23 protein-coding genes and 1 other RNA gene are annotated in these 23,310 nt (G+C 37.1%); 3 read left to right on the forward strand and 21 right to left on the reverse strand.

Translation table 11 applies throughout. From position 1 onward, the window contains the following. Positions 1–13 precede the first annotated feature (13 nt). From DEU40_RS12995 to DEU40_RS13015, 5 genes are all read right to left on the reverse strand, one after another. A complete protein-coding gene (locus DEU40_RS12995; protein WP_110010227.1) occupies positions 14–1,729 on the reverse strand; it encodes a phospho-sugar mutase in 1,716 nt (571 codons plus the stop codon). A 64-nt stretch (positions 1,730–1,793) separates the two neighbouring features. Next, positions 1,794–2,495 (reverse strand): GIN domain-containing protein, encoded by a 702-nt coding sequence (locus DEU40_RS13000; protein ID WP_110010228.1) that lies wholly within the window; start codon positions 2,493–2,495, stop codon positions 1,794–1,796. A 195-nt stretch (positions 2,496–2,690) separates the two neighbouring features. Further along, positions 2,691–3,074 (reverse strand): hypothetical protein, encoded by a 384-nt coding sequence (locus tag DEU40_RS13005; RefSeq protein WP_110010229.1) that lies wholly within the window; start codon positions 3,072–3,074, stop codon positions 2,691–2,693. A 217-nt stretch (positions 3,075–3,291) separates the two neighbouring features. Then, positions 3,292–4,242 carry a glycosyltransferase family 2 protein gene (locus DEU40_RS13010; RefSeq protein WP_110010230.1) on the reverse strand — a complete coding sequence of 317 codons (951 nt, stop codon included), beginning with the start codon at positions 4,240–4,242 and terminating at the stop codon, positions 3,292–3,294. Between the two features lie 16 nt (positions 4,243–4,258). Continuing rightward, complete coding sequence (locus tag DEU40_RS13015; protein WP_110010231.1) at positions 4,259–4,861, reverse strand: DUF4199 domain-containing protein; 603 nt, start codon at positions 4,859–4,861, stop codon at positions 4,259–4,261. Between the two features lie 131 nt (positions 4,862–4,992). On the opposite strand from DEU40_RS13015, the gene ffs reads away from it, so the two are divergent. Continuing rightward, positions 4,993–5,090: signal recognition particle sRNA small type (gene ffs / locus DEU40_RS13020), an RNA gene on the forward strand. Between the two features lie 117 nt (positions 5,091–5,207). Here ffs and DEU40_RS13025 read toward each other — a convergent pair. From DEU40_RS13025 to gyrA, 6 genes are all read right to left on the reverse strand, one after another. Beyond that, positions 5,208–5,894 (reverse strand): metal-dependent hydrolase, encoded by a 687-nt coding sequence (locus DEU40_RS13025; protein WP_047425484.1) that lies wholly within the window; start codon positions 5,892–5,894, stop codon positions 5,208–5,210. Between the two features lie 127 nt (positions 5,895–6,021). Continuing rightward, entirely contained in the window at positions 6,022–6,468 is a 447-nt protein-coding gene (locus tag DEU40_RS13030; protein ID WP_110010232.1) for an SRPBCC family protein, read from the reverse strand. Positions 6,469–6,485: 17 nt separating this feature from the next. Continuing rightward, positions 6,486–7,415 carry a 1,4-dihydroxy-2-naphthoate octaprenyltransferase gene (gene menA, locus DEU40_RS13035; protein WP_110010233.1) on the reverse strand — a complete coding sequence of 310 codons (930 nt, stop codon included), beginning with the start codon at positions 7,413–7,415 and terminating at the stop codon, positions 6,486–6,488. 75 nt (positions 7,416–7,490) lie between these two features. Continuing rightward, positions 7,491–8,327, reverse strand: coding sequence for a 1,4-dihydroxy-2-naphthoyl-CoA synthase (locus DEU40_RS13040; RefSeq protein ID WP_034697698.1), 837 nt, complete (start codon positions 8,325–8,327; stop codon positions 7,491–7,493). Between the two features lie 317 nt (positions 8,328–8,644). Further along, positions 8,645–9,682 (reverse strand): tetratricopeptide repeat protein, encoded by a 1,038-nt coding sequence (locus tag DEU40_RS13045; RefSeq protein ID WP_110010234.1) that lies wholly within the window; start codon positions 9,680–9,682, stop codon positions 8,645–8,647. Between the two features lie 30 nt (positions 9,683–9,712). Further along, the gene (gene gyrA, locus DEU40_RS13050) at positions 9,713–12,307 is read right to left on the reverse strand and encodes a DNA gyrase subunit A (protein ID WP_110010235.1); all 2,595 of its coding nucleotides are present in this window, start codon (positions 12,305–12,307) and stop codon (positions 9,713–9,715) included. A 149-nt stretch (positions 12,308–12,456) separates the two neighbouring features. Between gyrA and DEU40_RS13055 the strand changes: the two genes are divergently transcribed. Continuing rightward, positions 12,457–12,771, forward strand: a complete 315-nt coding sequence (locus tag DEU40_RS13055; RefSeq protein WP_110010316.1) for a DUF4286 family protein — start codon at positions 12,457–12,459, stop codon at positions 12,769–12,771. Positions 12,772–12,814: 43 nt separating this feature from the next. Here DEU40_RS13055 and DEU40_RS13060 read toward each other — a convergent pair whose 3' ends face one another. The 4 genes from DEU40_RS13060 to DEU40_RS13075 form a co-directional block, all read right to left on the reverse strand. Next, on the reverse strand, positions 12,815–13,042 hold the full coding sequence (locus tag DEU40_RS13060; RefSeq protein WP_171006281.1) for a hypothetical protein: 228 nt from the start codon (positions 13,040–13,042) through the stop codon (positions 12,815–12,817). Between the two features lie 115 nt (positions 13,043–13,157). Then, on the reverse strand, positions 13,158–13,337 hold the full coding sequence (locus DEU40_RS13065) for a quinol oxidase subunit 4 (RefSeq protein WP_110010236.1): 180 nt from the start codon (positions 13,335–13,337) through the stop codon (positions 13,158–13,160). Positions 13,338–13,560: 223 nt separating this feature from the next. Next, positions 13,561–14,052: a GNAT family N-acetyltransferase gene (locus DEU40_RS13070; RefSeq protein ID WP_110010237.1), complete on the reverse strand. Its 492-nt coding sequence runs from the start codon at positions 14,050–14,052 to the stop codon at positions 13,561–13,563. Between the two features lie 5 nt (positions 14,053–14,057). Continuing rightward, positions 14,058–14,570 carry a DUF421 domain-containing protein gene (locus tag DEU40_RS13075; RefSeq protein WP_110010238.1) on the reverse strand — a complete coding sequence of 171 codons (513 nt, stop codon included), beginning with the start codon at positions 14,568–14,570 and terminating at the stop codon, positions 14,058–14,060. A gap of 116 nt (positions 14,571–14,686) precedes the next feature. On the opposite strand from DEU40_RS13075, the gene DEU40_RS13080 reads away from it, so the two are divergent. Then, on the forward strand, positions 14,687–15,232 hold the full coding sequence (locus DEU40_RS13080) for a DUF3828 domain-containing protein (protein WP_110010239.1): 546 nt from the start codon (positions 14,687–14,689) through the stop codon (positions 15,230–15,232). A gap of 30 nt (positions 15,233–15,262) precedes the next feature. On the opposite strand, the gene DEU40_RS13085 is transcribed toward DEU40_RS13080, so the two are convergent. The 6 genes from DEU40_RS13085 to DEU40_RS13110 all read right to left on the reverse strand — a co-directional run bounded on the left by DEU40_RS13085 (position 15,263) and on the right by DEU40_RS13110 (position 23,287). After that, positions 15,263–15,397, reverse strand: coding sequence for a bacteriocin-like protein (locus DEU40_RS13085; RefSeq protein ID WP_082798797.1), 135 nt, complete (start codon positions 15,395–15,397; stop codon positions 15,263–15,265). Positions 15,398–15,511: 114 nt separating this feature from the next. After that, positions 15,512–15,916, reverse strand: coding sequence for a hypothetical protein (locus DEU40_RS13090; RefSeq protein ID WP_110010240.1), 405 nt, complete (start codon positions 15,914–15,916; stop codon positions 15,512–15,514). 318 nt (positions 15,917–16,234) lie between these two features. Continuing rightward, on the reverse strand, positions 16,235–19,066 hold the full coding sequence (uvrA, locus tag DEU40_RS13095) for an excinuclease ABC subunit UvrA (RefSeq protein ID WP_110010241.1): 2,832 nt from the start codon (positions 19,064–19,066) through the stop codon (positions 16,235–16,237). A 300-nt stretch (positions 19,067–19,366) separates the two neighbouring features. After that, a complete protein-coding gene (locus DEU40_RS13100; RefSeq protein WP_110010242.1) occupies positions 19,367–21,250 on the reverse strand; it encodes a type VI secretion system baseplate subunit TssF in 1,884 nt (627 codons plus the stop codon). Between the two features lie 24 nt (positions 21,251–21,274). Then, positions 21,275–21,715, reverse strand: coding sequence for a GPW/gp25 family protein (locus DEU40_RS13105; protein WP_002979175.1), 441 nt, complete (start codon positions 21,713–21,715; stop codon positions 21,275–21,277). 159 nt (positions 21,716–21,874) lie between these two features. After that, positions 21,875–23,287 (reverse strand): APC family permease, encoded by a 1,413-nt coding sequence (locus DEU40_RS13110; RefSeq protein ID WP_110010243.1) that lies wholly within the window; start codon positions 23,285–23,287, stop codon positions 21,875–21,877. Between the last annotated feature and the right edge of the window lie 23 nt (positions 23,288–23,310).

A 23,310-nucleotide genomic window follows, 5' to 3' on the forward strand; every position in this document is an offset into this window, starting at 1 on the left:
GTTTTTAAGAGTATTAATCCAGTTTCAAATCTGTTTTAACGGCTCCTATTTTGGCTTCCAATGATTTTAATTTGTCTCTGAAATCTGCTTCTGAAGTAATGGAATCCTTTACGGAAACATAGAACTTTATTTTTGGCTCTGTTCCAGAAGGTCTTACACATACTTTTGTTCCATCCTGTGTGTAATAGATTAAAACGTTAGACTTCGGAATATCATTCATCACTTTTTTCTCATTCGTAGAAATGGTAAGACTTGTCTGCTCTTTAAAGTCTTTCACTTCTTCCACTAATGAACCAGCCAGTTCCTTTGGAGGATTTTCACGGAAATCTTTCATCATATTCTGAATTTCTTCAGCACCTTCTTTTCCTTTTCTTACAATATTGATCAATCCTTCGTAATACATTCCAAGGTCTTCATAGATCTCGATCATATACTGATACATTGTTCTTCCATTGGCTTTACACCATGCTGCAATTTCGCAGGCTAAAAGGATACTTCCACAAGAATCTTTGTCACGAACGAAGTCTCCGGTCATAAATCCGAAACTTTCTTCACCTCCGCATACAAATTTCTGCTTTCCTTCTGCTTCACGGATCATTTTTCCGATCCATTTGAATCCGGTAAGACCTACTTTGCATTCAACTCCAAATTTCTGAGCGATATCAAAGAAGATATCTGAAGTTACAATCGTAGAACCAATAAATTCTTTTCCTGTAATTCTTTCCTGCTTCCTCCACTCGTTTAAGATATAATACGTAAGGATGGTATTGGTCTGGTTTCCGTTCAACAGCTGCATTTCGCCATCAAGGTTTCTTACCGCGATTCCTAATCTGTCTCCATCCGGGTCTGTTCCGATTACAATATCAGCATTGGTAATTCTTGCCAGATCCATTGCCATTTCCAATGCTGCAGGCTCTTCCGGGTTGGGAGAATCTACAGTAGGGAAATTTCCGCTTGGGATCATCTGTTCTCTTACCAGATCAACCTTTTTGAACCCTGCTTTTTCAAGTGCTTTAGGAACAGTTGTATATGTTGTACCGTGGATTGAAGTGAAAACAATATTTAAATTTTCTTTTCCGATATTCTGATAGGTAGAGTTTTCAATACATGCATCGATATATACGTCGTCCTGCTCCTCTCCGATCCATTCGATCAGATCATCATTTCCGTTGAATTTAATTTCCTCAAATTTTACAGAATATACTTCATTGATAATCGCTTCATCATTAGGCGGAACAATCTGTGCACCGTCATTCCAGTAAACTTTATAACCGTTGTATTCCGGCGGGTTGTGAGAAGCTGTTAAAACAATTCCTCCGTTACATTTTTTATCACGAACGGTGAAAGACAACTCAGGTGTCGGTCTGTGGTCCTTGAAAAGCAGTACTTTAATTCCGTTGGCTGTTAAAACATCTGCTACCAGTTTCCCGAATTCTTTTGAGTTATTACGAACATCATAAGCGATGGCCACTTTAATCTCTTCACCTTTGAACTGCTGTAACATGTAGTTCGCCAATCCCTGTGTAGCCTGTCCTAATGTATATTTATTCAAGCGGTTGGTTCCTACTCCCATTATCCCACGCATTCCTCCTGTCCCAAATTCCAGTTCTCTGTAGAAAGAATCTTCCAGATCAGGGGAATTGCTGTCGATCAGCGTCTGTACAGCATCTCTTGTTTCTTTATCGAAGGTATCACTTAACCAAAGTTTCGCTTTTTCTAGTGTATTCATATTTATATGTTGTTCTTTTATAGTTTGTAAAGTTCCTAGTTTCTAGTTTAAATAATGCTGTTTTTTAATCCAGCTTTTTGTTTTCGACTTTCGTCGTTTTATCAATTTTAAACGCTCTGATCGGATCGTTATAATAGACAAATTTTGCTGTGTTCTGAATATGTCCTTTTAAAGAATCCTTTACGTTTACTTCTGCATAATTTCCGTTTTTGGAATCAATATTCAGGTTGGTAATTTTCCAGTAAGGTGCAATCAAACTTGCTGTGTCTGAAATTTTTATAACAGCTTCTTTGGACAATCCAAGAAAATTAGCACGGCTTCTGTTATGCATTTCCACTTCTGCTCTTCTGGTGTTGACAGAGCCCATGAAGCTGGCATTATTTTTCATGTTAAGTCTGAAATTATCTGTTTTGATTTCGCTTGAAATATTCACTTCCACAGAATCGGAAACGGCAACTTTTTCAAGATTATATTTTGAATAGATCGTTACATTATAAAAATCGACTCCTTTTGTACCTCTTTTTTCTTTGATGAAAAGTGTTTTGTCTTCTACATCCACATCCAGATTATTGGCTACATTCGGATAGGTCTCTATTTCTACAAAATTTTTCGGACCTCTGGCATAAAATACACGGAATTTACCTTCCAGATTAAGGTTTACGAATTCCGGTACATCCACATCTTTCTTTTCAATATTTCCTTTTGGAGAAACTTTTCCGCAGGAAACTACTGCCATCAGCATCAATGTGTATACAACTTTTTTCATATTTAATTTTAAATATTACATTACTATCGTAACAATTCGTACTGAAAATCCCTGAAAGTTTTTTCATATCTCTCATTAGACTTTCAATATTACTTTGAACAAAAATAGGATTAAAATTTCTAAAAATCTTTGTCTTTTGACAATAAAATACCTGATCATTTTTAATTTTCTGCTTTTCAGGAAAAAGACTGTTTCCTATTTATATTTTGTCTTTATTTTTTTATAAAACCACGTTTTAGGACTTCCTGCCATTGAAAATAAAAGCAGGTAATTTTTATCTACACCTGAAATCTTCATAGGAGTTACATTTTCATCATCATTATACTTCATTTTCAACAGATTATTTTTTATCTGATAAGTTCCCTTATTTCCCATTGAACTGAAAGTTTTATCCTGATAAAAGCTCAGAACTCCTGTTCCATATCTGGAATTGTTTGTTTTATTTTTCAACGTATCCGTATTAGAAATTTCTCCATCATAAATATCAATAAACTCCCATGAACCGTAAAGTTTATTTGATGAACATGAGACTGCAAAAAGTAAAAGAAAGTAAAAAAGAATAGATTTGAGTTTAAACATCCGGATTTAAAGTTTTTATAAAAATACAAAAAAGCACCCTGTAATAGAGTGCTTTGTATGTATTGAAATTGGAATGATTATTTTTTGCATAACCACCCCGTCAAAAATTCTTTGAATTTTCGCCACCCCTCCAAAGGATGGGAATGGCCATACATCAACTAAAGGTTTACATTAACATATTAGTTTTCAGTATATTTAATTGAACAATCACCTGAATTTATATCACTTCATCAATATTATAATTCTTGTGCTCACGGTTGGTTCTGATAATCATTTCTCCTAAGAATCCTGCGATAAAGAGAAGTGTTCCCATGATCATCATGGTTAATGCGATAAAGAACCATGGATTATTGGTAATCAAATGTCCGTAAATCCCTCTTGCCACATCAATCAGTTTAGAAATTCCCAGCCAAAGTGCTGAAAGAAAACCAACAATAAACATTAAAGTACCCACAGCTCCGAAGAAATGCATTGGCCTTCCTCCGAAACGACTTACAAACCAAAGGGTTATCAGATCCAGAAATCCTCTGATGAATCTTTCCGTTCCGAATTTTGAAGTTCCGTAAGGTCTTGCCTGGTGCTGTACTTCTTTCTCGGTAATTCTTCTGAAACCTGCATTGGCAGCCAATACCGGAATATAACGGTGCATATCCCCGTACACATCAACCGATTTTACCACCTGTCTTTTATAAGCTTTCAAACCACAGTTGAAGTCGTGAAGGTAAACTCCTGAAACTTTTCTCGCTGCCGCATTGAATAATTTTGACGGAATATTTTTCGTCATCACATTATCAAAACGCTTCTTTTTCCAACCGGAAACGATATCATAATTATCATGAATCACCATATTGTACAGTTCCGGAATTTCTTCTGGGAAATCCTGTAAATCGGCATCCATTGTAATCACTACATCACCGTTTGTTCTTTCAAAAGCGGCATGAAGTGCCTGTGATTTTCCATAATTTCTGGAAAATTTAATAGCGTGGATCTGAGGATACTGAACTTTCATATTCTCAATAATACTCCACGACAAATCCGTACTTCCGTCGTCTACAAACCAGATTTCATAAGATAAGTTACTGGTTGTACACACTTTATCAATTCTTGAAAAAAGTTCTTCCAGAGAGTCTTCTTCGTTCAGTAACGGAATAACTATAGATAAATTCATTTAATTTTAATAAAAATTAGGCTTGATTGGTTTCTTCGGGCTGGTGTATTGTTCTTGTTCTGAAAAATGCTCCGAAAAACACCGACAAAACTACGTAAAATATAAGAATTGCTGCAAAATATCCTGAAAAATGACTTGCGGTAAGCATATCTTTTCCTTTAACCGCCTCAGGAGTGAAGCTTTGTAGTCTTTCTTTGTATTTCTGATCCAGTTCATCAATATCTTTCTGATGCTTCAGAATTTTTCTTGCAGAAGAATATTCTGTATCCAGTTCTGATTTTTGTCTCTGCACATATTGATAGTTCAAAAGGCTTTTTGCTGCAGGATCAACGAAGGTTAAAAACGCATAAATACTGAAGATGGAAAGAATTCCTCCGATGAACATCGGAACAAATGCTCTTTTGAAAGCATCTTTAAATTTCACCACTCTATGGTTGTTCCAGTAAGATTTTACAGACCAGAAAGCAGCCCCGGCGTATAAAAGAGGCAAAACAAAAGCATTGGCTTTCAAAGAGATATCAAAATAATTGATTCCTGAGAAAAAAGTATATACTACAAAGAAAATGATCATTGTAGCAATAAAAAGTATAATTCCTAGTGTTGATGGACTTTTCGTCATATTTAAATTTTTAGAAAAAAGTTGAAAAATTTTCCCTCTAAATGTCAGGCGTTTAGCTTTACCACTGCATTTTTTCGACTAATTTTCTTTAATAAAGTTTTGAAGTTTATAAAATATTCCTACCTTTGCAACGGCAAGTCCTAAACAACCAGCTCCTGAGAATCCTCCAGGGTGGGAACGCAGCAAAGGTAATCGGTCGTAGCGGTGTGATTTAGGTAGCTTGCCATTTTTTTTTGGTTTAAAGTAAGAAGAGAGGTAATTTGATAATTATCTTTTTTTGTTTTTAATACCTTACGCATCATTTTCATTTTTCTAATTTTCAGATTACCTCCGGTTTTGTTATCGATTAAAATTCGAACGTTTCTCCTAATTTTGGTAAAACAAGTTCTACATTTTTATCAGCGAAATGCTTTAGTGCACTTTCATGATTGATTTCGATGGCAGGAAAAGTATCAAAGTGACATCCGATTACTTTCGGAGTTTTTAACAGTTCTGCTGCTGCAAAAGAAGCTTTTCTGGGGCACATCGTGTAGTGGCTTCCGATCGGAAGGATAGAAAGGTCGATGTTTCCGTATAATCTCGGGAACAGCTCCATATCAGCCATTACTCCTGTATCACCTGCCAGATAGATGTTCTTACCTTCAGGAAGTCTGAAAATATACCCTACAGGAACGCCTCCATAGCTTCCATCCGGGAAAGAACTTGTATGGTGAGCCGGAACCATGGAAATTTTAAGATCGTCGATTTTTGCCGATCCTCCTAAGTTCACATCATCTTTATTTTTTGCCTGTTGGAAATAACCGCATACTTCAGGAACTCCAATGATGGTAGCTTCCGGATAGTGCTGCAATACTTCTGCTACATCAGCAATATGATCACCGTGCGCATGAGTTAATAGGATGTAGTCGATTTTTTGGGCAGCAATGTCAAAACCTGACTCTGCTTTTTTGTAATTGTAAAAAGGGTCACTCAAAATTGTTTTGTCCTTGTAGGTAAACAGGAAACAATTTTGCCCTAAGAATTGTATTTTCATTTTAAATTTAATTTCAATTATTATTAAATAGATTAAACACAAATGACTCAAATAATTTCACAAATAGCACAATGAGATTAGTGGCGATTTTGAAAGCATTCGTGCCATCCGTGTTTTCTTTAATTTGTTATTTCGACGGGAATTTATCCTCAATCAATCTTAAATTAATCCCATGTTCCAGATACGCTTTGCAGCCGTCTAAAACCGTCGTAAAACCGCCTGTATTATCATTAATTACTTTCAGCAGATCTTCGCCTGTCTGGCTGAATCCATAGCTTTTAATGACCACGAGTGTTCCTTTTTCCATCGCTTTGAATTCATAATCTACGTTTACTGCAGGCTCTCCCCATTCTGTTCTGATCAGTTGGTTCGGAATAATCTGGTGAACTTTCACTACGTTTTTTACTCCGTACATTTCCCATTCCCAGGTAACAGTCTTCCCTTCTTCCAGCTTTCCGGTAGATTTGGTAAACCAGAAATTGGTAGTTACTTCCGGATTGATGAATGCTTCGAAAACATCTTCAACCGGCTTCCTGATAAGCATTTGAGCTTCAACGTATGCATTAGAACTCATGGTATAATATTTTAGATTTAGTGAAATAAGTTAAGTCCGGCTGCTGTAAGAATTGCCATTACAAAAGTCATGATTCCTACCTGTTTTAAGTACTGGTCTAATTCTTTTGGTTCTTTCACCGACATGATGCTTCTTCTCAGCTTGGCTAATGGGAATAAAAGGATCATTACAATAAACACATAGTAGTTTTGCTGCTGTATAAACCCGTTTACTCCTAAAAAGATAAGGATAAGCACCAAAGGTAACTGTAACAGGACCATTTCATAGATCATTGCATTTTTGAATCCGATTCTCAATGCAAAGCTATTTTTCCCTGATAATCTGTCGCTTTCAATATCTCTCATATTGTTCAGGTTAAGAACCGCCATACTCATCATTCCAACCGCTGTTCCGGGTAATAATATATCCCAGCTGAAAGTTTTTGTAAACAGGAAATAGCTTCCGCATACGGAAACCAGTCCAAAGAAGATAAACACGAAAATATCTCCCAATCCCATGTATCCGTAAGGTTTTTTACCTACCGTATATCCAATTGCGGCAAGAATACTTGCTACTCCCAATCCTATAAAGATGTAGAATTCATTCATATAGTTTGGAATAAAAGCTACGTACAACAAAGCAATGGTAGCAATGAAAGATAATACTGCGAAAAGAATCACAGCATTTTTCATCTGTTTTGCAGTAATTTTCCCTGATGCTACAGCTCTTGCTTCAGCTTCATTGATTCTTTTGGCGTCTGTACCTTTTACTCCGTCACCATAATCATTGGCATAATTTGATAAAATCTGGTATAAAAGCGTAACCAACAGAGCGAGTGCAAGGATTTTCCAGTCCCAGGTACCGCCTTCTCCGTAAAGTCTCCATTTTGCAATGAAAGCTCCCATAATAATTCCGCTTAAGGAAAGCGGTAAAGTTCTTAGCCTTGCGGCTTTTATCCAATCCGTCATAAAATTTATAGGTAATGAGCAATGGGTAATAAGTAATGAAAAATATTGCTCATTACTTATTACTCATCACTACTGTTATGATATCCATTGATCTTCTCCGAAGTTGGGCTTTCTCTTTTCAAGGAAAGCATTTCTTCCCTCCTGAGCTTCTTCTGTCATATAAGCAAGACGGGTAGCTTCTCCGGCAAAAACCTGCTGCCCTACCATCCCATCGTCTGTAAGGTTCATGGCAAATTTCAGCATCCTGATAGAAGTTGGAGATTTAGCCAATATTTCCTGAGCCCATTCATAAGCAGTATCTTCTAATTCTGCATGAGGAACTACTTTATTGACCATTCCCATTTCGAAAGCTTCCTGAGCGGAATAATTTCTTCCTAAAAAGAAAATCTCACGTGCTTTTTTCTGTCCTACCATTTTAGCAAGATAAGCAGAACCGTAACCACCATCAAAACTGGTAACATCTGCATCAGTCTGTTTGAAGATAGCATGTTCTTCGCTCGCTAAAGTAAGGTCACATACTACGTGAAGTGAGTGTCCGCCACCAACTGCCCATCCCGGAACCACCGCGATCACCACTTTCGGCATAAAACGGATCAGACGCTGAACCTCAAGAATGTTCAGACGATGTCTTCCATCTTCTCCTACGTATCCCTGATGTCCTCTGGCTTTTTGATCTCCTCCGCTGCAAAATGCCCATCCTCCGTCTTTTGGACTTGGTCCTTCTCCTGACAGCAATACAACCCCTATTGAAGGATCTTCATAGGCATCATAAAAAGCATCATATAATTCTGAAGTTGTTTTAGGTCTGAAAGCATTACGTACTTCAGGTCTGTTGAAAGCAATTCTTGCTACTCCGTTAGATTTTTTATAGGTAATATCTTCGTATTCCTTGGCGGTTTTCCACTCGATCATCTTATAAAAATTTTTCTCAAAGATACGGAATTACAGAGAAATTCTCAGGTTGAAATTGAAGGTTCATCTCCATAAAAAAAGAAATTTTGAATGCATGAATCCGGCATGAAGAGAAACTGCATAACAGGGCCGGAAATAAATCAAACCTAACAGGTCTAAAAACCTGTTAGGTTTATAGATTTAATTCAAAATCATAAAAGGTCTGCAAGACTTCTACATGAAACATAAAATTCTGATAAGAACTTCATTACTTTGTGTTTACAATAAAAAAACCGGAACATTTCTGTTCCGGCTTTATCTGTTGTGTCAAAAAATGATTATTTTGCACCAGCAGCTGTAAGTTCAGCTTCTTTAGCTTTCATTTCTTTAACTTTATCCATGTTTTTAGTTACAATGTAAATTTCTTTTAACGCAGTAACCGCATCAAGACTCTTTGGGTTGGCTTTATACCATCCTTCAGCATATGGTAGTGCTTTTCCGAATCTTTCTCTTCTTGCATCAATCAGCTTAGAAGCTTCGTCCGGTTTGTCTTTTCTTAATGCATTAATCTCTCCTACTACTTTAGCATCGTCACCAATAGTCGTATATACTAAATTCTGATATGCATCAGAGAAATCAGGCTTCAGCTCAACAGCTTTTTTGAACGCTTCCAAAGCATCGTTAACAGTAGCCGGGTTTTTAGCCTGCATTACCCCAAGGTTATACCAGTTTGTAGCATCGTTAGGGTTTTTAGCCAACTGTTCTTTCAATCCTGAAACGAATTTGTCTGTATTTCCAGACTGAAGGTATGCTGTAGTCTGAGCTTCTTTAAGCTTAGCATTGTTTGGGAATTTAACCAAACCTTTTTCGATAATCGTAAGAGCCTCAGTTGGTTTTTTAGCATTCAAAAGCAATGAAGACAAAGTTTCATACAAATCAGACTCTATACTTTTAGTCTGTTCTGTCTTGAAATCACTGTAATCAGGGTTCTTTTTCATGAGTTCCCAGGTAGCTTTATCAAGATTTACAACCTGACCTGTCTTCTTCTCTTTTGCAGTGTATGTAGTTTCTACTCCTGTAAATCCGGAATTGATAAGGTCTGTATATATTTTGATAGACTGATCAGTGTTATTAGCTAACGCGTGGCTCAATCCGGCATAATACATATATATTTTATTATCCTGCCCGTTAGCCTTTAACAAGTCGTAGACTTCTATAAACTTAGGCGCTGCAGCAGCATAGTTTTTTGCATTATATGCATCCATAGCCACTTTGTTAGCTTCCTGAAGCTGAGCATTTAAAGCTGCCGCATCTTTTTTCTGCCCAAAAGCAAAAGCAGATGCTACGATAGCCATTCCTAAAATTAGTTTCTTCATAATAACTATTTTATATTTATATTGTACAATTTATTCGGAATCAGAATTCTCATTTTCCTCTGCAGAATTTTCATTTTCAGCCTGAGGAGCCTCTTCGTTTTCCTGGTTATCAAATAGTGATCCTACAACACCTTCTTCTGTTTCTTCAAGTTCTTCAGAATCTTCCTCTACATCTTTATCCATTTCTACTTTTGCAATGGCTGCAATTTCGTCATTTTTCTTAAGGTTGATCAGTTTTACACCCTGAGTATTTCTACCCATTACTCTCATTTCATCCATTCCCATTCTGATGGCAACACCGGATTTGTTGATAATCATCAATCCGTCTTCGTCTGTTACGTTCTGAATAGCAATTAGATTTCCTGTTTTTTCAGTAATATTAAGCGTAATAACTCCTTTTCCTCCTCTGTTGGTAATTCTGTAGTCTTCTACCGCAGTTCTCTTACCATATCCTTTTTCAGATACCACAAGAACTGTTTCGTTCTCTACATCATTCACAACAATCATACCAATAGCTTCGTCACCATCTTCAAGCAGGATTCCTCTTACTCCGATAGATCCTCTACCTACTTCTCTTACTTTCTCCTCAGGGAAACGGATACACTTACCATTTTTAGTGGCAATCATGATCTGAGAAGTTCCATTGGTAAGGTAAGCTCCTAATAGCTGGTCATTATCTCTGATTTCGATAGCATTCACCCCGTTTACTCTTGGTCTTGAATAGGCTTCCAACGATGTTTTCTTGATGGTTCCGTTTTTAGTTACCATCACTACGCTCATCTGATTTACATATTCGGAATCCTTCAGGTTGTTGGTTCTGATATATGCTTTGATCTTATCATCCGGTTCAATGTTGATAAGGTTTTGTACTGCTCTTCCTTTTGCCGTTTTGGAGCCTTCAGGAATTTCAAATACTCTTAACCAGTAACATCTTCCTTTTTCAGTAAAGAACAGCATATACTGGTGGTTGGTTGCAGAAACGATATATTCAAGGAAATCGGAATCCCTTGTCGTTGCCGCTTTATTACCTACACCACCTCTACTTTGGATTTTATATTCTGAAAGAGAAGTTCTCTTGATGTATCCTGCATGAGAAATAGTAAGAACTACAGATTCGTTCGGGATAATATCTTCGATAGACATTTCTCCTCCTGAGTAATCTATTTCAGTTCTTCTTTCGTCTCCGTATTTTTCTTTGATTTCGATTAATTCTTCTTTAATGATCTGGAATCTTCTCGGCTCGTTAGCTAGGATGTCTTCCAAATTTGCGATTTCTTTCATGATCGCATCATACTCATCACGGATCTTATCAAGCTCCATTCCTGTAAGACGGGCTAATCTAAGATCAAGAATTGCCTGAGCCTGAATATCAGAAAGTTCAAAAGCTTCGATCAAGCCTTCTTTTGCAGCCTGAGGGTTGGCACTGTGACGGATAATAGAGATTGCTCTGTCTAAAGCATCCTGAGTTCCGATCACCTTCATAAATCCTTCAAGAATATGTGCTCTCTCTTTTGCTTTCTTAAGCTCATACTGAGTTCTTCTTACGATGACCTCGTGTCTGTGCTCTACAAAGTGATGAATGATATCTTTAAGGTTCAGCTGCTCCGGTCTTCCGTGTACCAATGCAATATTGTTTACACTGAAAGAGGTCTGAAGTGCCGTATATTTATATAATAGGTTAAGAACTACATTCGGGATTGCATCGTTTTTCAGTTCGTATACAACGCGAAGTCCTTTTCTATCCGATTCGTCTCTGATCTCATGAATTCCAGGGATTTTTTCGTCTTTAACAAGTTCTGCTGTTCTGGCAATCATTTCAGCTTTGTTCACCTGATAAGGGATTTCAGTAACGATAATAGCGTTTCTGTTTCCGATTTCATCAAAGTTAACTTTAGCTCTTAAAACGACTCTACCTCTTCCTGTATGGAAAGCATCTCTTACTCCGTCGTATCCGTAGATGATACCACCTGTAGGGAAATCCGGTGCAATGATGTGCTGCATCAGTTCGTCAATCGTAATTTCTTTATTATCGATATACGCACAGATTGCATCTACAGATTCTGAAAGGTTATGAGGCGCCATATTCGTTGCCATACCTACGGCGATACCTGAAGTACCATTTACCAAAAGATTCGGAACTTTAGTCGGCATTACGGTCGGTTCCTGTAAACTGTCGTCGAAGTTATTCTGGAAATCAACTGTTTCTTTGTCCAGGTCTGAAAGAACCTCATCAGAGATTTTTTTCAATCTAGCCTCGGTATAACGCATTGCTGCAGGCGGGTCACCATCCATGGAACCAAAGTTACCCTGTCCGTCTACCTGAGGATAACGTAAGCTCCAGTCCTGAGCCATTCTTACCATAGCATCATATACAGAGGAATCTCCGTGCGGGTGGTATTTACCCAAAACATCCCCAACAATTCTCGCAGATTTCAAATATTTTCTATTAGAAAACACCCCTAATCCATACATACCGTATAATACTCTTCTATGAACGGGTTTCAAGCCGTCTCTTACATCCGGTAACGCTCTTGAAACGATAACCGACATCGAATAATCGATATAAGACGACTTCATTTCATCAACAATGTTGATAGGAATCAGTCTTTCTCCTTCTTTTTGCATAAACAAATTTTATTGTAATGATATTCAAACTCTTAGCTGTAAGTTTGAAAATTATTTATTTCCAATTTTTATTAACGGGCTAATTTACGAAAAAAAAGCCGATTTTTGTGGTAGAATTTATCCAAAAAATCTTAAAAATTCATAAAAATATGAGCGTATTAAGTATAACTTTCCACTGCACAAAAGATAACCTGGAAGAATGGGAAAATTATATTGATGAAACCCTGGTTTTAATGACTGAAAACCTTATGGATGTTAACAAATATATTCTTTCTGAGGTGCACAGTGACTTTATCGACGAAGGTAAAAATTATAATCTCCTGTTAATTTTTGATACTGATGAACTGAGGGAAGATTTTATTAAAAGTGAACTTTTAAATATTTCCGAAAGGATTGAGAAAAAGTTCGGACAGGAAGTAATGGTTTTCAACACTTTCCTTAATCCCAAAAAATCGAGATTATAACAGATCATAAAAAAGCACTGAATTTTTTCAGTGCTTTTCTTTTTTATCTGTGATGTCCATGACCACGGCCCTTACCTTTGTGATGATGCCCGCGATCGTCATAAATATACACTTTCTTTACCTGTCCTGGTGCGTAGTACCTTGCACTTCCGCCATAATACCTTTTTGCATGACCCGGTGGCATTCTTCTTCCATGATGATCGTGTACCACACAAGATGACAGCATTAAAACTACCACTGCTACCCCAGCCATTTTAAACAAACTTTTCATTATTTTCACTTTTTCAATTTCGATAGCGAAATATATCAATGTTAATGCCAAAAGAAATTGAAATTAAGCTAATGTATGTTAAAACTGACTGCTAATTTTTTATTTTTTGTGCCAGTTAATAGCCGCTTCTTTTTTTCACCTGCCCAGGAGCATAGTCTTTTGCACTTCCTCCAAACACTTTTTTAGCCTGTCCAGGCGGAACTGTTTTCACCCGACGTCCATTGTCATGCACCACGCATGATGATAACATGAACGCTACGATAAGAACTCCTGTAATTTTAATCAAATTTTTCATTATTTCTATTTTTCAACTTTATTTAATATAACAATGGTAGTGCCAAAAGTTAAAAAAATTAAAGTTCAAAGCTCAAAGTTTAAGGTTTAAGGCTGGAATAGATGGGCTTTTATTGTCAATGGTCAAATTTTGCTTCGCAAGTCAATAGTGAATTTTGTTGTGGAGAATTATATTACCAAACAAAATCACCAATCATCTATTATCTATTATCTATTATAGTTCTCTAGATGATTTCGCTTCTTTTTTCCATCAGGATAATGTCTTTCCACTCTCCATTGAGTTTTCCGATTTTTTTACGGACGCCTACGATTCTGAAACCGTTTTTCTGATGAAATTTGATAGAAGTTTCATTTTCAGAGAAGATATTGGTCTGTAATGTCCAGAATCCGTGATCCTCACTATCCAAAATCAATTTTTTAAGCAATACGGAACCCAATCCCTTTCCCTGATATTCGTTATCAAAATAAATGCTTACCTCTGCAACTCCTTTATAGCATTCTCTTTTGCTCACCGGTTTTAAGGCACACCATCCTACTACTTCATTTTTTTCATTTTCCAGTACCCAGCGGCAGTCGTTAAAATAGCCCATGCTCCATGCCTCAGCAGTTGGGACTTCTGTTTCAAAAGTGGAAATTCCGCCGTCTATTCCCTGGCGGAAAATTTCAAGAACCCTGGCTTCATCAGTGGGAAGCATTTCTCTTAATTCGTAATTCATCGTATTTAATGGTATTTTCTTTTGATTTTTCTTTTAATTCTTGAGTAGTGTGTCTGCTTGCTTTTTTCATCCTGAGAAACCACACTGATATTTCTATCCACTTCCAGAACGGAAAGCTTTACATTGTTTATGTTTTCAATTCCGTGTTCTCTTATCGCTTCTTCCAATTCGCTTTCTGTAATCTTTACCCGATTCAGGGCTGCCTGATCGGCAATTCCATCCCTGATCAGAATAACCGGCTCATCTTCCATAAAAGTCTGAAAGGAGCGGCTGGAAAACATGAATCTCTTCACAATGAAATTAGCAACAAACAAAACCAATGCCGCCACGATTCCTCCCTGAAGAGAGGTATCAGGACCTACCATTGCATTCTGAACAGCATTTGAAATTAACAACAGCAATACAACATCCCCTGCATTGAGCTGAGAAAGCTGGTTTTTACCAAATAAACGGATGGCAATTACCATGAAAAGGTAAACGCAGAGGGAACGGACAGCAACGTTAAGAATAGGATCCACAATTTTTTTTATCTACTCAAATGTATTGATTTTTGTGATTCGTGAGAAATATTTACAGACAGATTTTGGTATACATTTTGAGCCTGAAATTCAAATAATACCACAAAATAACATCAATGAAAAATTTTTTTCTCTGTTTAGGAATATTTCTGTTTTTTGTATCCTGCAAGAAGAACGAGCCTCAACCTACCCGGCCTTCAGAAACAGCCATTATTGAAAAAGTAAATGAACTGTATACTCAATACGGAAAATCCAACGAAGCTGTTTATAACCAGCCGATTCCGGATGCTTTATTTTCTCAGGATTTAAAAAAAGCTTTAGACGAGGCCATCAATGCATCAAAGGCTGATATTGAAAAGGTAAAAAAGAGTGATCATCCTGATGAGAAACCTTTAATATTCGAAGGGGCTATTTTTTCCAGCCTGTATGAAGGCTTTACAGATTATAAAATCAAGTCTGTTAAGATACAGGATAAGACTGCTGAAGCATTGTTAGCCTTTGAATATAATGCAGTTTCCCCCAAAGAAACCTGGATGGACACCGTGCATCTTATCAATACAGAGAAAGGATGGAGAATAGATAATGTTACTTTTGATACAATAGGAAATTCTAAAGATCTTAAAGCAAGATTAACAGAGTTTATTCAGAGTACACAACAATAGAAAAGCCGCTTTTGTAAGCGGCTTTATTTTTTACGGACATTGAACGATTGGAATATCGCTGCAGATTACTTTATTTGCCCACTCGCAAAACGTACAGTATTTTACAGGTTCTCCTCCGTTCACTGACTTCAACTCTGACTTTGTCAGCTTCTTTAAATTTTTCATATCGTTTTAATTTTATGGTAGCCCAAAACTAAAACATATCTGTTTATTCTTTATTACAATTTAATCTGATAAGGTTTCATTATTCACACATTCATGAATAATATGCAATAAATATTATCTACTGTGGATCTCTACTGTCACAGGCATTACATAGGTGTAAGCAACCATGTTATCAGTTAGTTTTTTGCGGTCTACTCTATAGTCAAGATCGCTTAACACTGCTTCAATTTCCTTGCTTACGGTTTTACAGTCACCACTGGAATGAACATTAACGATTTTTCCGTTTTTAGCAATATCAAACTTCACCACAGAATTTACCGTTCCCTGTTTGTAATCAGGATTGGTAAGATCAAAATTAGCTTCTAGTTTATTTCTGATATCATTAAATGTTTCACTCCTGTTCAACTGAATTTCCTGAATGGTATTATGATCTGTAGTCTGAGCTTTAGCAGTGTTCAAAACAGCAGCAAATCCGCAAACGAAAAGTGAAGCCATTACTATTTGAATTCTATTTTTCATAACTAACTGGTTTTAAATGTTATACTAACCTATTTTTGTATCTCTTAACCAAAGTTATTAAAAATAATTCATATTAATTTTACATTCAGTTAACATTGGATTAACATTAAAACTTAATTAATTGATTATCAGTTTAATAAATTTTAAAAATAATTGAAAATTTAATATTGGAGGGTTATTTTAGGCATAAAAAAGGCTAAACCTGATGAGTTTAGCCAATTATTATCTCAATTTTTATTTTAAACGTTGATCAATATTCTGAAGTAAATTATTTAGATTCTTTGGAATAACAAAAAAGCTTCATAATTTTATGAATACTTACTCCAGTTCTCTTTTCAGGAACTTCCCTGTCAAGCTCTTCTTGGACTTCACAATTTCCTCAGGAGTTCCCTGTGCTACAATCTGCCCGCCATGTTTTCCTCCTTCTGGTCCTACGTCAATAATATGGTCTGCTAATTTAATCACGTCCATATTATGTTCAATAATGATGAATGAGTTTCCGAGTTCTACCAACTGATTGATGGCATCCATCAGGATTTTTACGTCTTCGAAATGAAGTCCTGTAGTGGGTTCATCAAGGATATAAAGGGTATTTCCGGTTTGTCTTTTTGCTAATTCAGTTGCTAACTTGATACGTTGTGCTTCACCTCCTGAAAGGGTTGTCGACTGCTGTCCAAGGGTAATATACCCTAAACCTACATCCTGTAATGTTTTTACTTTTGCAAAAATTTTAGGAATCGGCTGGAAGAAATCTACGGCTTCATCAATCGTCATATCCAATACGTCAGAGATTGATTTTCCTTTGTAACGAACTTCTAAGGTTTCTCTGTTGAAACGTTTTCCGTTGCAGGTTTCGCAGTGTACGTATACATCCGGAAGGAAATTCATTTCGATCACTTTTAATCCTCCACCCTGACAGGTTTCGCATCTTCCGCCTTTCACGTTGAAAGAGAATCTTCCCGGTTTATATCCACGGATTTTACTTTCCGGCAGCTCTGCAAAAAGGTTTCTGATATCGGTAAACATTCCGGTATAAGTAGCAGGATTTGAACGTGGCGTTCTTCCGATTGGCGTCTGATCTACGTCTACAATTTTATCAATATTATCTAACCCTTCAATTTTTTTGTATGGTAACGGTTCCTGAACCGCTCTGTAGAAATGTTTATTAAGAATCGGATACAATGTTCCGTTAATCAATGAAGATTTTCCGCTTCCTGAAATTCCGGTTACTACAACCAGTTTTCCAAGAGGAATATCCAGGGTTACATTTTTAAGATTGTTCCCAGTAGCTCCTTTTAAAACAATATTTTTACCGCTTCCAGCTCTTCTTTCTGCCGGAATTTCTATTTTTCTTTTTCCATTAATATACTGCGCCGTGATGGTATCAGCTTTCAAAAGATCTTTTGGTTTTCCCTGCCAAAGAATCTCTCCTCCGAATTTTCCTGCTCTCGGACCAATATCCAGCACCTCATCGGCTTCCAGGATCATGTCTTTATCATGTTCTACCACCAATACAGAGTTTCCAATGTCTCTCAGGTTTTTCAGAGAATGGATCAATCTTTCATTATCTCTCTGGTGAAGCCCGATACTTGGTTCATCAAGAATATACAATACATTCACCAACTGAGATCCGATCTGTGTTGCCAGGCGGATTCTCTGCGATTCTCCTCCGGAAAGTGTTTTTGAACTTCTGCTCAAACTTAAATAATCCAATCCTACATCCAGCAAAAACTGAAGCCTGGTTTCAATTTCTTTTAAGATCTCGTGGGCAATGATTTTATTCTTTTCGGAGAATTTATCTTTAACATCAGCCAGCCAGTCTTTTAAATCCGCTAAGCTTAAAGCATTGACCTCTGCAATGTTTTTTCCATCAATTTTAAAACTTAAACTTGAAGGCTGAAGGCGGGTGCCATGACATTCAGGGCATATTTCTTCTGTAGTAAAATGTCTTTCCAATAAAACAGCTTCATAGGAATCTCTATCATCAATAATCTCCTCCATGAAAGCAATCAGACCATCGAAACCAATTTTTATTTTTTTGGTAATTCCGGCGTATTTCAGGTCTTTATTGAATTCTTTGTGACATCCGTTGTAGATATAATCCAGTGCTTCTTCCGGAATATCCTGCAATGGCGTTGTTAATCCTAATCCAAAGATCTCAAGAATGTTTTTGATCTGTGACAGAATCCATTTGTTGGACTTGATATCTTCCAATGGTAATAATCCTCCCTGATTAATTGACAGTTTAGGATTATCGATGAAATAATCGGTATTGATCTTTTTAATGTTTCCCAGACCTTTACAATTCGGACAGCTTCCTTTTGGAGAGTTGAATGAGAAGGTATTGGGTTCAGGCAGCGCCAAAGAATGTCCGGTTTCAGCATCCATAAGGTTTTTGGAAAAATATTCGATATCTGTACTTCCCAGTTTCTGAATTCCGATAATGCCTTCTCCCATTTCCATTGCAGTACGTAATGATTTTTCCATTCTGCTTTCCGAAGCATTCTCCCCGATGATCCAACGGTCGATAACGATATCGATGTCGTGGGTTTTATAACGGTCAAGTTTTAAATCATATTCAATATCCTGCAGTTCGCCATCAATTCTTGCCTGCCCGTAACCTTTTTTGGCCATCTGAACAAAGAGCTCATGATAATGTCCTTTTCTGGAACGCACAACTGGCGCCAAAAGCATGATTTTCTCTTTTTTATAATTTTCTTTGATGGTTTCAAGGATCTGATCTTCAGTATAGCTTACCAACTTCTGCCCTGTGGACAAAGAGTACGCATCCGAAACTCTGGCATACAGAAGACGCAGAAAATCGTACAGTTCGGTAACCGTTCCTACGGTGGAACGCGGGTTTTTATTGGTTGTTTTCTGCTCAATGGCAATAACCGGGGAAAGACCTTCGATTTTATCTACATCGGGACGCTCCAATCCGCCCAAAAACTGGCGTGCATAGGCAGAAAAAGTTTCGATATAACGACGCTGGCCTTCTGCAAAAATAGTATCAAAAGCCAACGACGATTTTCCACTTCCGGAAAGGCCGGTAATCACGACCAATTCGTTGCGCGGAATTTTTACGTTAATATTTTTAAGATTGTGTTCACGGGCTCCGTAAACTTCTATATATTCTGTTGATTTACTCATAATTTGGGGTGATTTTGCCTGAAAATCACAACGTGCAAAAATACGAAATTTTATAGACTTTTTTTGAATATAAAAGGGATAAAAGTTTCATAAAAAATTCTTAGGTTTTGTTAATGCATTGAACCCAATGTTATTGAATTTTCTGAAATGGTTTCTTATTTTCGAGCCATTATGTTTTGGCTGAAGCCAATGGAAATGTTTATTTATAAAAAAACGGGCTAAAGCCCGTTCCTATTGATATCATTCAAAATGCCGCAATTGATACGGCTTTTATATTTTAAACTGATTTATTTTTTAGGATTACATATCCTGGAAATCAATATCTTCATTGGTAATCCTTACGATATATTCGATTCCATCAATGGCTTTGGCAATAATCTGATTCCTGATAATATTGGCCATATTTTCCCAATACGCTCTTCCGTAGAAAGAATAGTTCTGCGGAATGATTTCTACCTCAACCGTTCTTACAAATCCTTCTTTTGGCTTGTTGCTGATCATCGTTCCTCTTCTTACCCTTACTTCTCTTACCTCATCTTTCAGAATCATGCGGCAATAATTTTTAACGTCTTCCAAAGAAATGATCTTATCTCTGGTTGTTAATGCATATTTATACGCCTGAATACTATCCGTTCCTTTTTGTTCCTCAGCTCCCCCTAATGTTTCGGTAAGCAGTACCACAGTCTGGGATTTCAGCTGGTTGGAAAGTTCAGTTCCCGGACGCATATGATTGGCCAGCGTACAGTGTGTAATCCAAAAAGAAGCGTAGGTATGATCGGTTTTTTCTACCGGTTCCATGATCACGTAATTCAGCTCCTGTCTGATATTCCTTTTGGCATTATTTACTTTCTGCACCATGGATTTCATTTTGTCAGACATTTCGCTGAGAACTCCTTTTACATTATCTCTGTTCAAAAGGGAAAATGCAGCAATTTCATCTCTTGTCAGTTCCAGAACATTGGCAATCATATCTACTGCATTTCGACTGGTAAAACGTTCCATTCCACCTTTTCTTACAGTATATAATCCTTTTTTAAGATCATCGGCCGGCGTGAAAGGAATTTCGGTATATCTTCTGCCGTCACCATCCTGTACCTCATCTACATAAAGGAAATGCTCGCCTTCGTCTGTTACCAAAGGGATATTATTCCCCATGATATCAAGGCTGTATTCTGTTTTTTTCCAGCCTCTGTTATAGATTGGAAAAGCATTCAGTACAAATGAGAAATTATCCAGGATTTCTGCTGAAAACTGTGGTGGAAACTCAAACGTAAGCCACAGATAACTTTTATTATCCAGAAATTTAGTAATTTCTTCTTTTCCAGCCAGGAAATCAAGATTCTGTGGAAGCTGTCCAGGTTCTGAAAACAGGCTTTGAGAGATTCCTGTTACTTCAATAAATTTATGACGATAGATACTTTTAATATCTTCAATCACCTTATTTCTGATGGATTGTTCTTTGAACATCTGCTCATAACCATCGTTCTGACTTTCTGTAAGATAGCTTAATCCTTCTCTTACAAACAGAGGGTTACCATTGCTTGAAACCGTGATATACGGTAATAATTTGTATACGAAATCAAGGTGCTCGAAAGCAGGATTGGAGCAGAATATGCTCAGATATTTGGGAAAGTTTTCACTTACATATTTACTTACATCTACTCCTATTGTGATTTTTCTGTAATCTTCAGGTCTTCCCTGAAATCTTGCAATAGGAATTTTGTTGAATCTGTCGTCGATGCTGTAGCAGGTATTTCCTACAAACATGATCGAAGTGTGAACTTTATTGATTCTCACATTTCCTACGGGAGTAAATGGAATGTTCAGCTGTTTGTCCGATTCCGATTTCACCGTGGAAGTCATCTGTTTACGGAAAAAGAATTCCGTGTGTTCCAATAAAATTTCAGAAGACTCATAAGGCTGTGTAAAAGCTACTGAATGAGCCGGAATAGGATGGGTATAAATGGACGGTGTAAGCAGTTTTGCCAGTTTTTCCAATATACGGGCATTCACCGTCTGTATTTCATTATTCGCTTTGAAGACCTCTGTACTGAATGCGTCTATCAGCAGTTTTACAAAAGGATCTAAAGACTGCGGGCTCCTTAGTCCCCATACTTTAGTTGCATTCTGCAGCATTCTTGCTTTTACAGATTCTTTGGAATAAATATTCTGATCTAAATTCATAATTTTCTTTCGCTGTTAAAAATATTAATCAATAGACATCGGGCTTAGAAACAGCTCTGTTGAGAAACTGAACCGTTCTCCTGTTTCTTCCATTTTTGCATTGATGGCAATTCTTACTTTCTTTTTAATTTCGGTGTGTTCTTTAGTATCGTAGCTGTGTTCTACAAATTGTATGTGAGCATCAATCTGCGGGTTCACGATTCTTGGTTCATATTCCTGAATCTGTCTTCTTAAGCTTTTGATAAAAACGCTTTCCCAGATGGCACTTGTAACTCCATTATCGAATTCAAGGTTCCAGACATCGTTTCCATAGTTTTCATCATATCTGTTCTCCCCTTTTTTGGTGGTGATCAGCAGCATAATATTGTGGGCAATACTTTCGCCCATATCGCAGGTATCGATACTTCCGCCTTCGGTCATTAAAGTAGACGGTACGAAAGGCATTCTGTAATTTGGTGTATCCATAACTTATTGTTTTTACTTCATGGTCCTGTTCTAAAAACGAAATACCAAATTACACATTTTCGACAAATAATAATGATATACTTTAAAATATTATTCAAAAACAAGGGCCTTCAAACTGAATTGAAAGGCCCATGAATCTGTTATATTTTATTTTTTATATTAATTATCCACCTTTTTTCGATTGATAAAATAGTACACAGGAAGTCCCAGCAATACCAAAACAAAACCAGGCCATGTATATTGCTGCTTGTAAATAAGCAACAGGATACAGAAACATGTTCCTATGACAAGATAAATAACCGGCGTTACAGGATAAAGCCATGTTTTATAAGGTCTCTCCAGTTCCGGCTGTTTGATTCTTAAATAAATAACTCCAAAAACCGTAATCATATAGAAAAGAACGATCACGAAAGAGATCATATCCAGCAAATTTCCATACTGCCCGCTCAGACACAAAATGGAAGCCCAGACTCCCTGCATCCACAATGCATTTTCAGGAACTTCATTTTTATTATTTTTTACTGCTGACTTAAAGAACATGCCGTCTTTGGCCATCGTCTGGAAAACTCTTGCTCCCGCCAGAATCAATCCGTTGTTACATCCAAATGTAGAAATCATGACCAATAAGGCAATGATGATAGTTCCTGCACTTCCAAATATATTCTGGGATGCCGCTACCGCTACTCTGTCATTAGCAGCAAATGCAATTCCATCTCTGTCCAGAGCATTTAAGTAGACATAGTTTACAGCGATGTAAAGGATCATTACAGCAGAAGTCCCATAAATCATTGATTTGACTACATTCTTTTTAGGATTTTCAATCTCCCCGGAAACAAATGTTACACTTTCCCACGCAACGGAACTGAAAACAGATCCTACCATGGCAGCAGCAATTCCTCCTAAAAGAGTCATTCCTCCAATCGGTTCCCAGCCTTCTTTAAGGAAATTACCACTCAAATCTTTTTTAAGGTTATTAAAAGAATCTGTTCCCCAGCTAAAGTTTTCTGCTAAATGAGAAATGTCTACCAAAATAAAACCGGCTGCTATCAGCCCAAGTAATGCAATAATTTTGGAACCGGTAAAGATATTCTGAAGAATTTTCCCACTTTCTACACCTCTGGTATTGATGTACGTAAGCAACAGAATCACAGCAATTGCCAGAATCTGTATCCAGGTAATTTTAAATTCACCACTCTGGAAAATAGGGGCAGCATCGTTTAATGAAGGAATCAAATACGCTGTAAATTTACCAAAAGCCATTGCTACGGCTGCAATTGTTCCGGTCTGTATTACGGTAAACAATCCCCATCCGTAAAGGAATCCCATTCTTTTACCAAAGATTTCTTTCAGGTAAGTATATTGCCCTCCGGCTTTCGGAAACAGTGCGGACAGTTCTCCATAACTTATGGCTGCGGCTACTGTCATTATTCCTGTGATCACCCACACCACAATGAGCCAATATCCTGATCCCAGGTTTCGCATCATATCAGCACTTACAATAAAGATCCCGCTTCCGATCATTGATCCCATCACAAGCATGATGGCATCCCATAGTTTCAGTTTTTTTTGCATAGTCAAGTATAGAGGTCAAATAT

This window comes from Chryseobacterium sp. AG844 (assembly GCF_003182335.1).
GTDB lineage: Bacteria > Bacteroidota > Bacteroidia > Flavobacteriales > Weeksellaceae > Chryseobacterium > Chryseobacterium cupriresistens.

Coding starts and splice junctions, on each gene's coding strand:
- DEU40_RS12995 (WP_110010227.1), bottom strand. CDS start 1,729: ATGAATACACTAGAAAAAGCGAAACTTTGGTTAAGTGATACCTTCGAT.
- DEU40_RS13000 (WP_110010228.1), bottom strand. CDS start 2,495: ATGAAAAAAGTTGTATACACATTGATGCTGATGGCAGTAGTTTCCTGC.
- DEU40_RS13005 (WP_110010229.1), bottom strand. CDS start 3,074: ATGTTTAAACTCAAATCTATTCTTTTTTACTTTCTTTTACTTTTTGCA.
- DEU40_RS13010 (WP_110010230.1), bottom strand. CDS start 4,242: ATGAATTTATCTATAGTTATTCCGTTACTGAACGAAGAAGACTCTCTG.
- DEU40_RS13015 (WP_110010231.1), bottom strand. CDS start 4,861: ATGACGAAAAGTCCATCAACACTAGGAATTATACTTTTTATTGCTACA.
- DEU40_RS13025 (WP_047425484.1), bottom strand. CDS start 5,894: ATGAAAATACAATTCTTAGGGCAAAATTGTTTCCTGTTTACCTACAAG.
- DEU40_RS13030 (WP_110010232.1), bottom strand. CDS start 6,468: ATGAGTTCTAATGCATACGTTGAAGCTCAAATGCTTATCAGGAAGCCG.
- menA (WP_110010233.1), bottom strand. CDS start 7,415: ATGACGGATTGGATAAAAGCCGCAAGGCTAAGAACTTTACCGCTTTCC.
- DEU40_RS13040 (WP_034697698.1), bottom strand. CDS start 8,327: ATGATCGAGTGGAAAACCGCCAAGGAATACGAAGATATTACCTATAAA.
- DEU40_RS13045 (WP_110010234.1), bottom strand. CDS start 9,682: ATGAAGAAACTAATTTTAGGAATGGCTATCGTAGCATCTGCTTTTGCT.
- gyrA (WP_110010235.1), bottom strand. CDS start 12,307: ATGCAAAAAGAAGGAGAAAGACTGATTCCTATCAACATTGTTGATGAA.
- DEU40_RS13055 (WP_110010316.1), top strand. CDS start 12,457: ATGAGCGTATTAAGTATAACTTTCCACTGCACAAAAGATAACCTGGAA.
- DEU40_RS13060 (WP_171006281.1), bottom strand. CDS start 13,042: ATGAAAAGTTTGTTTAAAATGGCTGGGGTAGCAGTGGTAGTTTTAATG.
- DEU40_RS13065 (WP_110010236.1), bottom strand. CDS start 13,337: ATGAAAAATTTGATTAAAATTACAGGAGTTCTTATCGTAGCGTTCATG.
- DEU40_RS13070 (WP_110010237.1), bottom strand. CDS start 14,052: ATGAATTACGAATTAAGAGAAATGCTTCCCACTGATGAAGCCAGGGTT.
- DEU40_RS13080 (WP_110010239.1), top strand. CDS start 14,687: ATGAAAAATTTTTTTCTCTGTTTAGGAATATTTCTGTTTTTTGTATCC.
- DEU40_RS13085 (WP_082798797.1), bottom strand. CDS start 15,397: ATGAAAAATTTAAAGAAGCTGACAAAGTCAGAGTTGAAGTCAGTGAAC.
- DEU40_RS13090 (WP_110010240.1), bottom strand. CDS start 15,916: ATGAAAAATAGAATTCAAATAGTAATGGCTTCACTTTTCGTTTGCGGA.
- uvrA (WP_110010241.1), bottom strand. CDS start 19,066: ATGAGTAAATCAACAGAATATATAGAAGTTTACGGAGCCCGTGAACAC.
- DEU40_RS13100 (WP_110010242.1), bottom strand. CDS start 21,250: ATGAATTTAGATCAGAATATTTATTCCAAAGAATCTGTAAAAGCAAGA.
- DEU40_RS13105 (WP_002979175.1), bottom strand. CDS start 21,715: ATGGATACACCAAATTACAGAATGCCTTTCGTACCGTCTACTTTAATG.
- DEU40_RS13110 (WP_110010243.1), bottom strand. CDS start 23,287: ATGCAAAAAAAACTGAAACTATGGGATGCCATCATGCTTGTGATGGGA.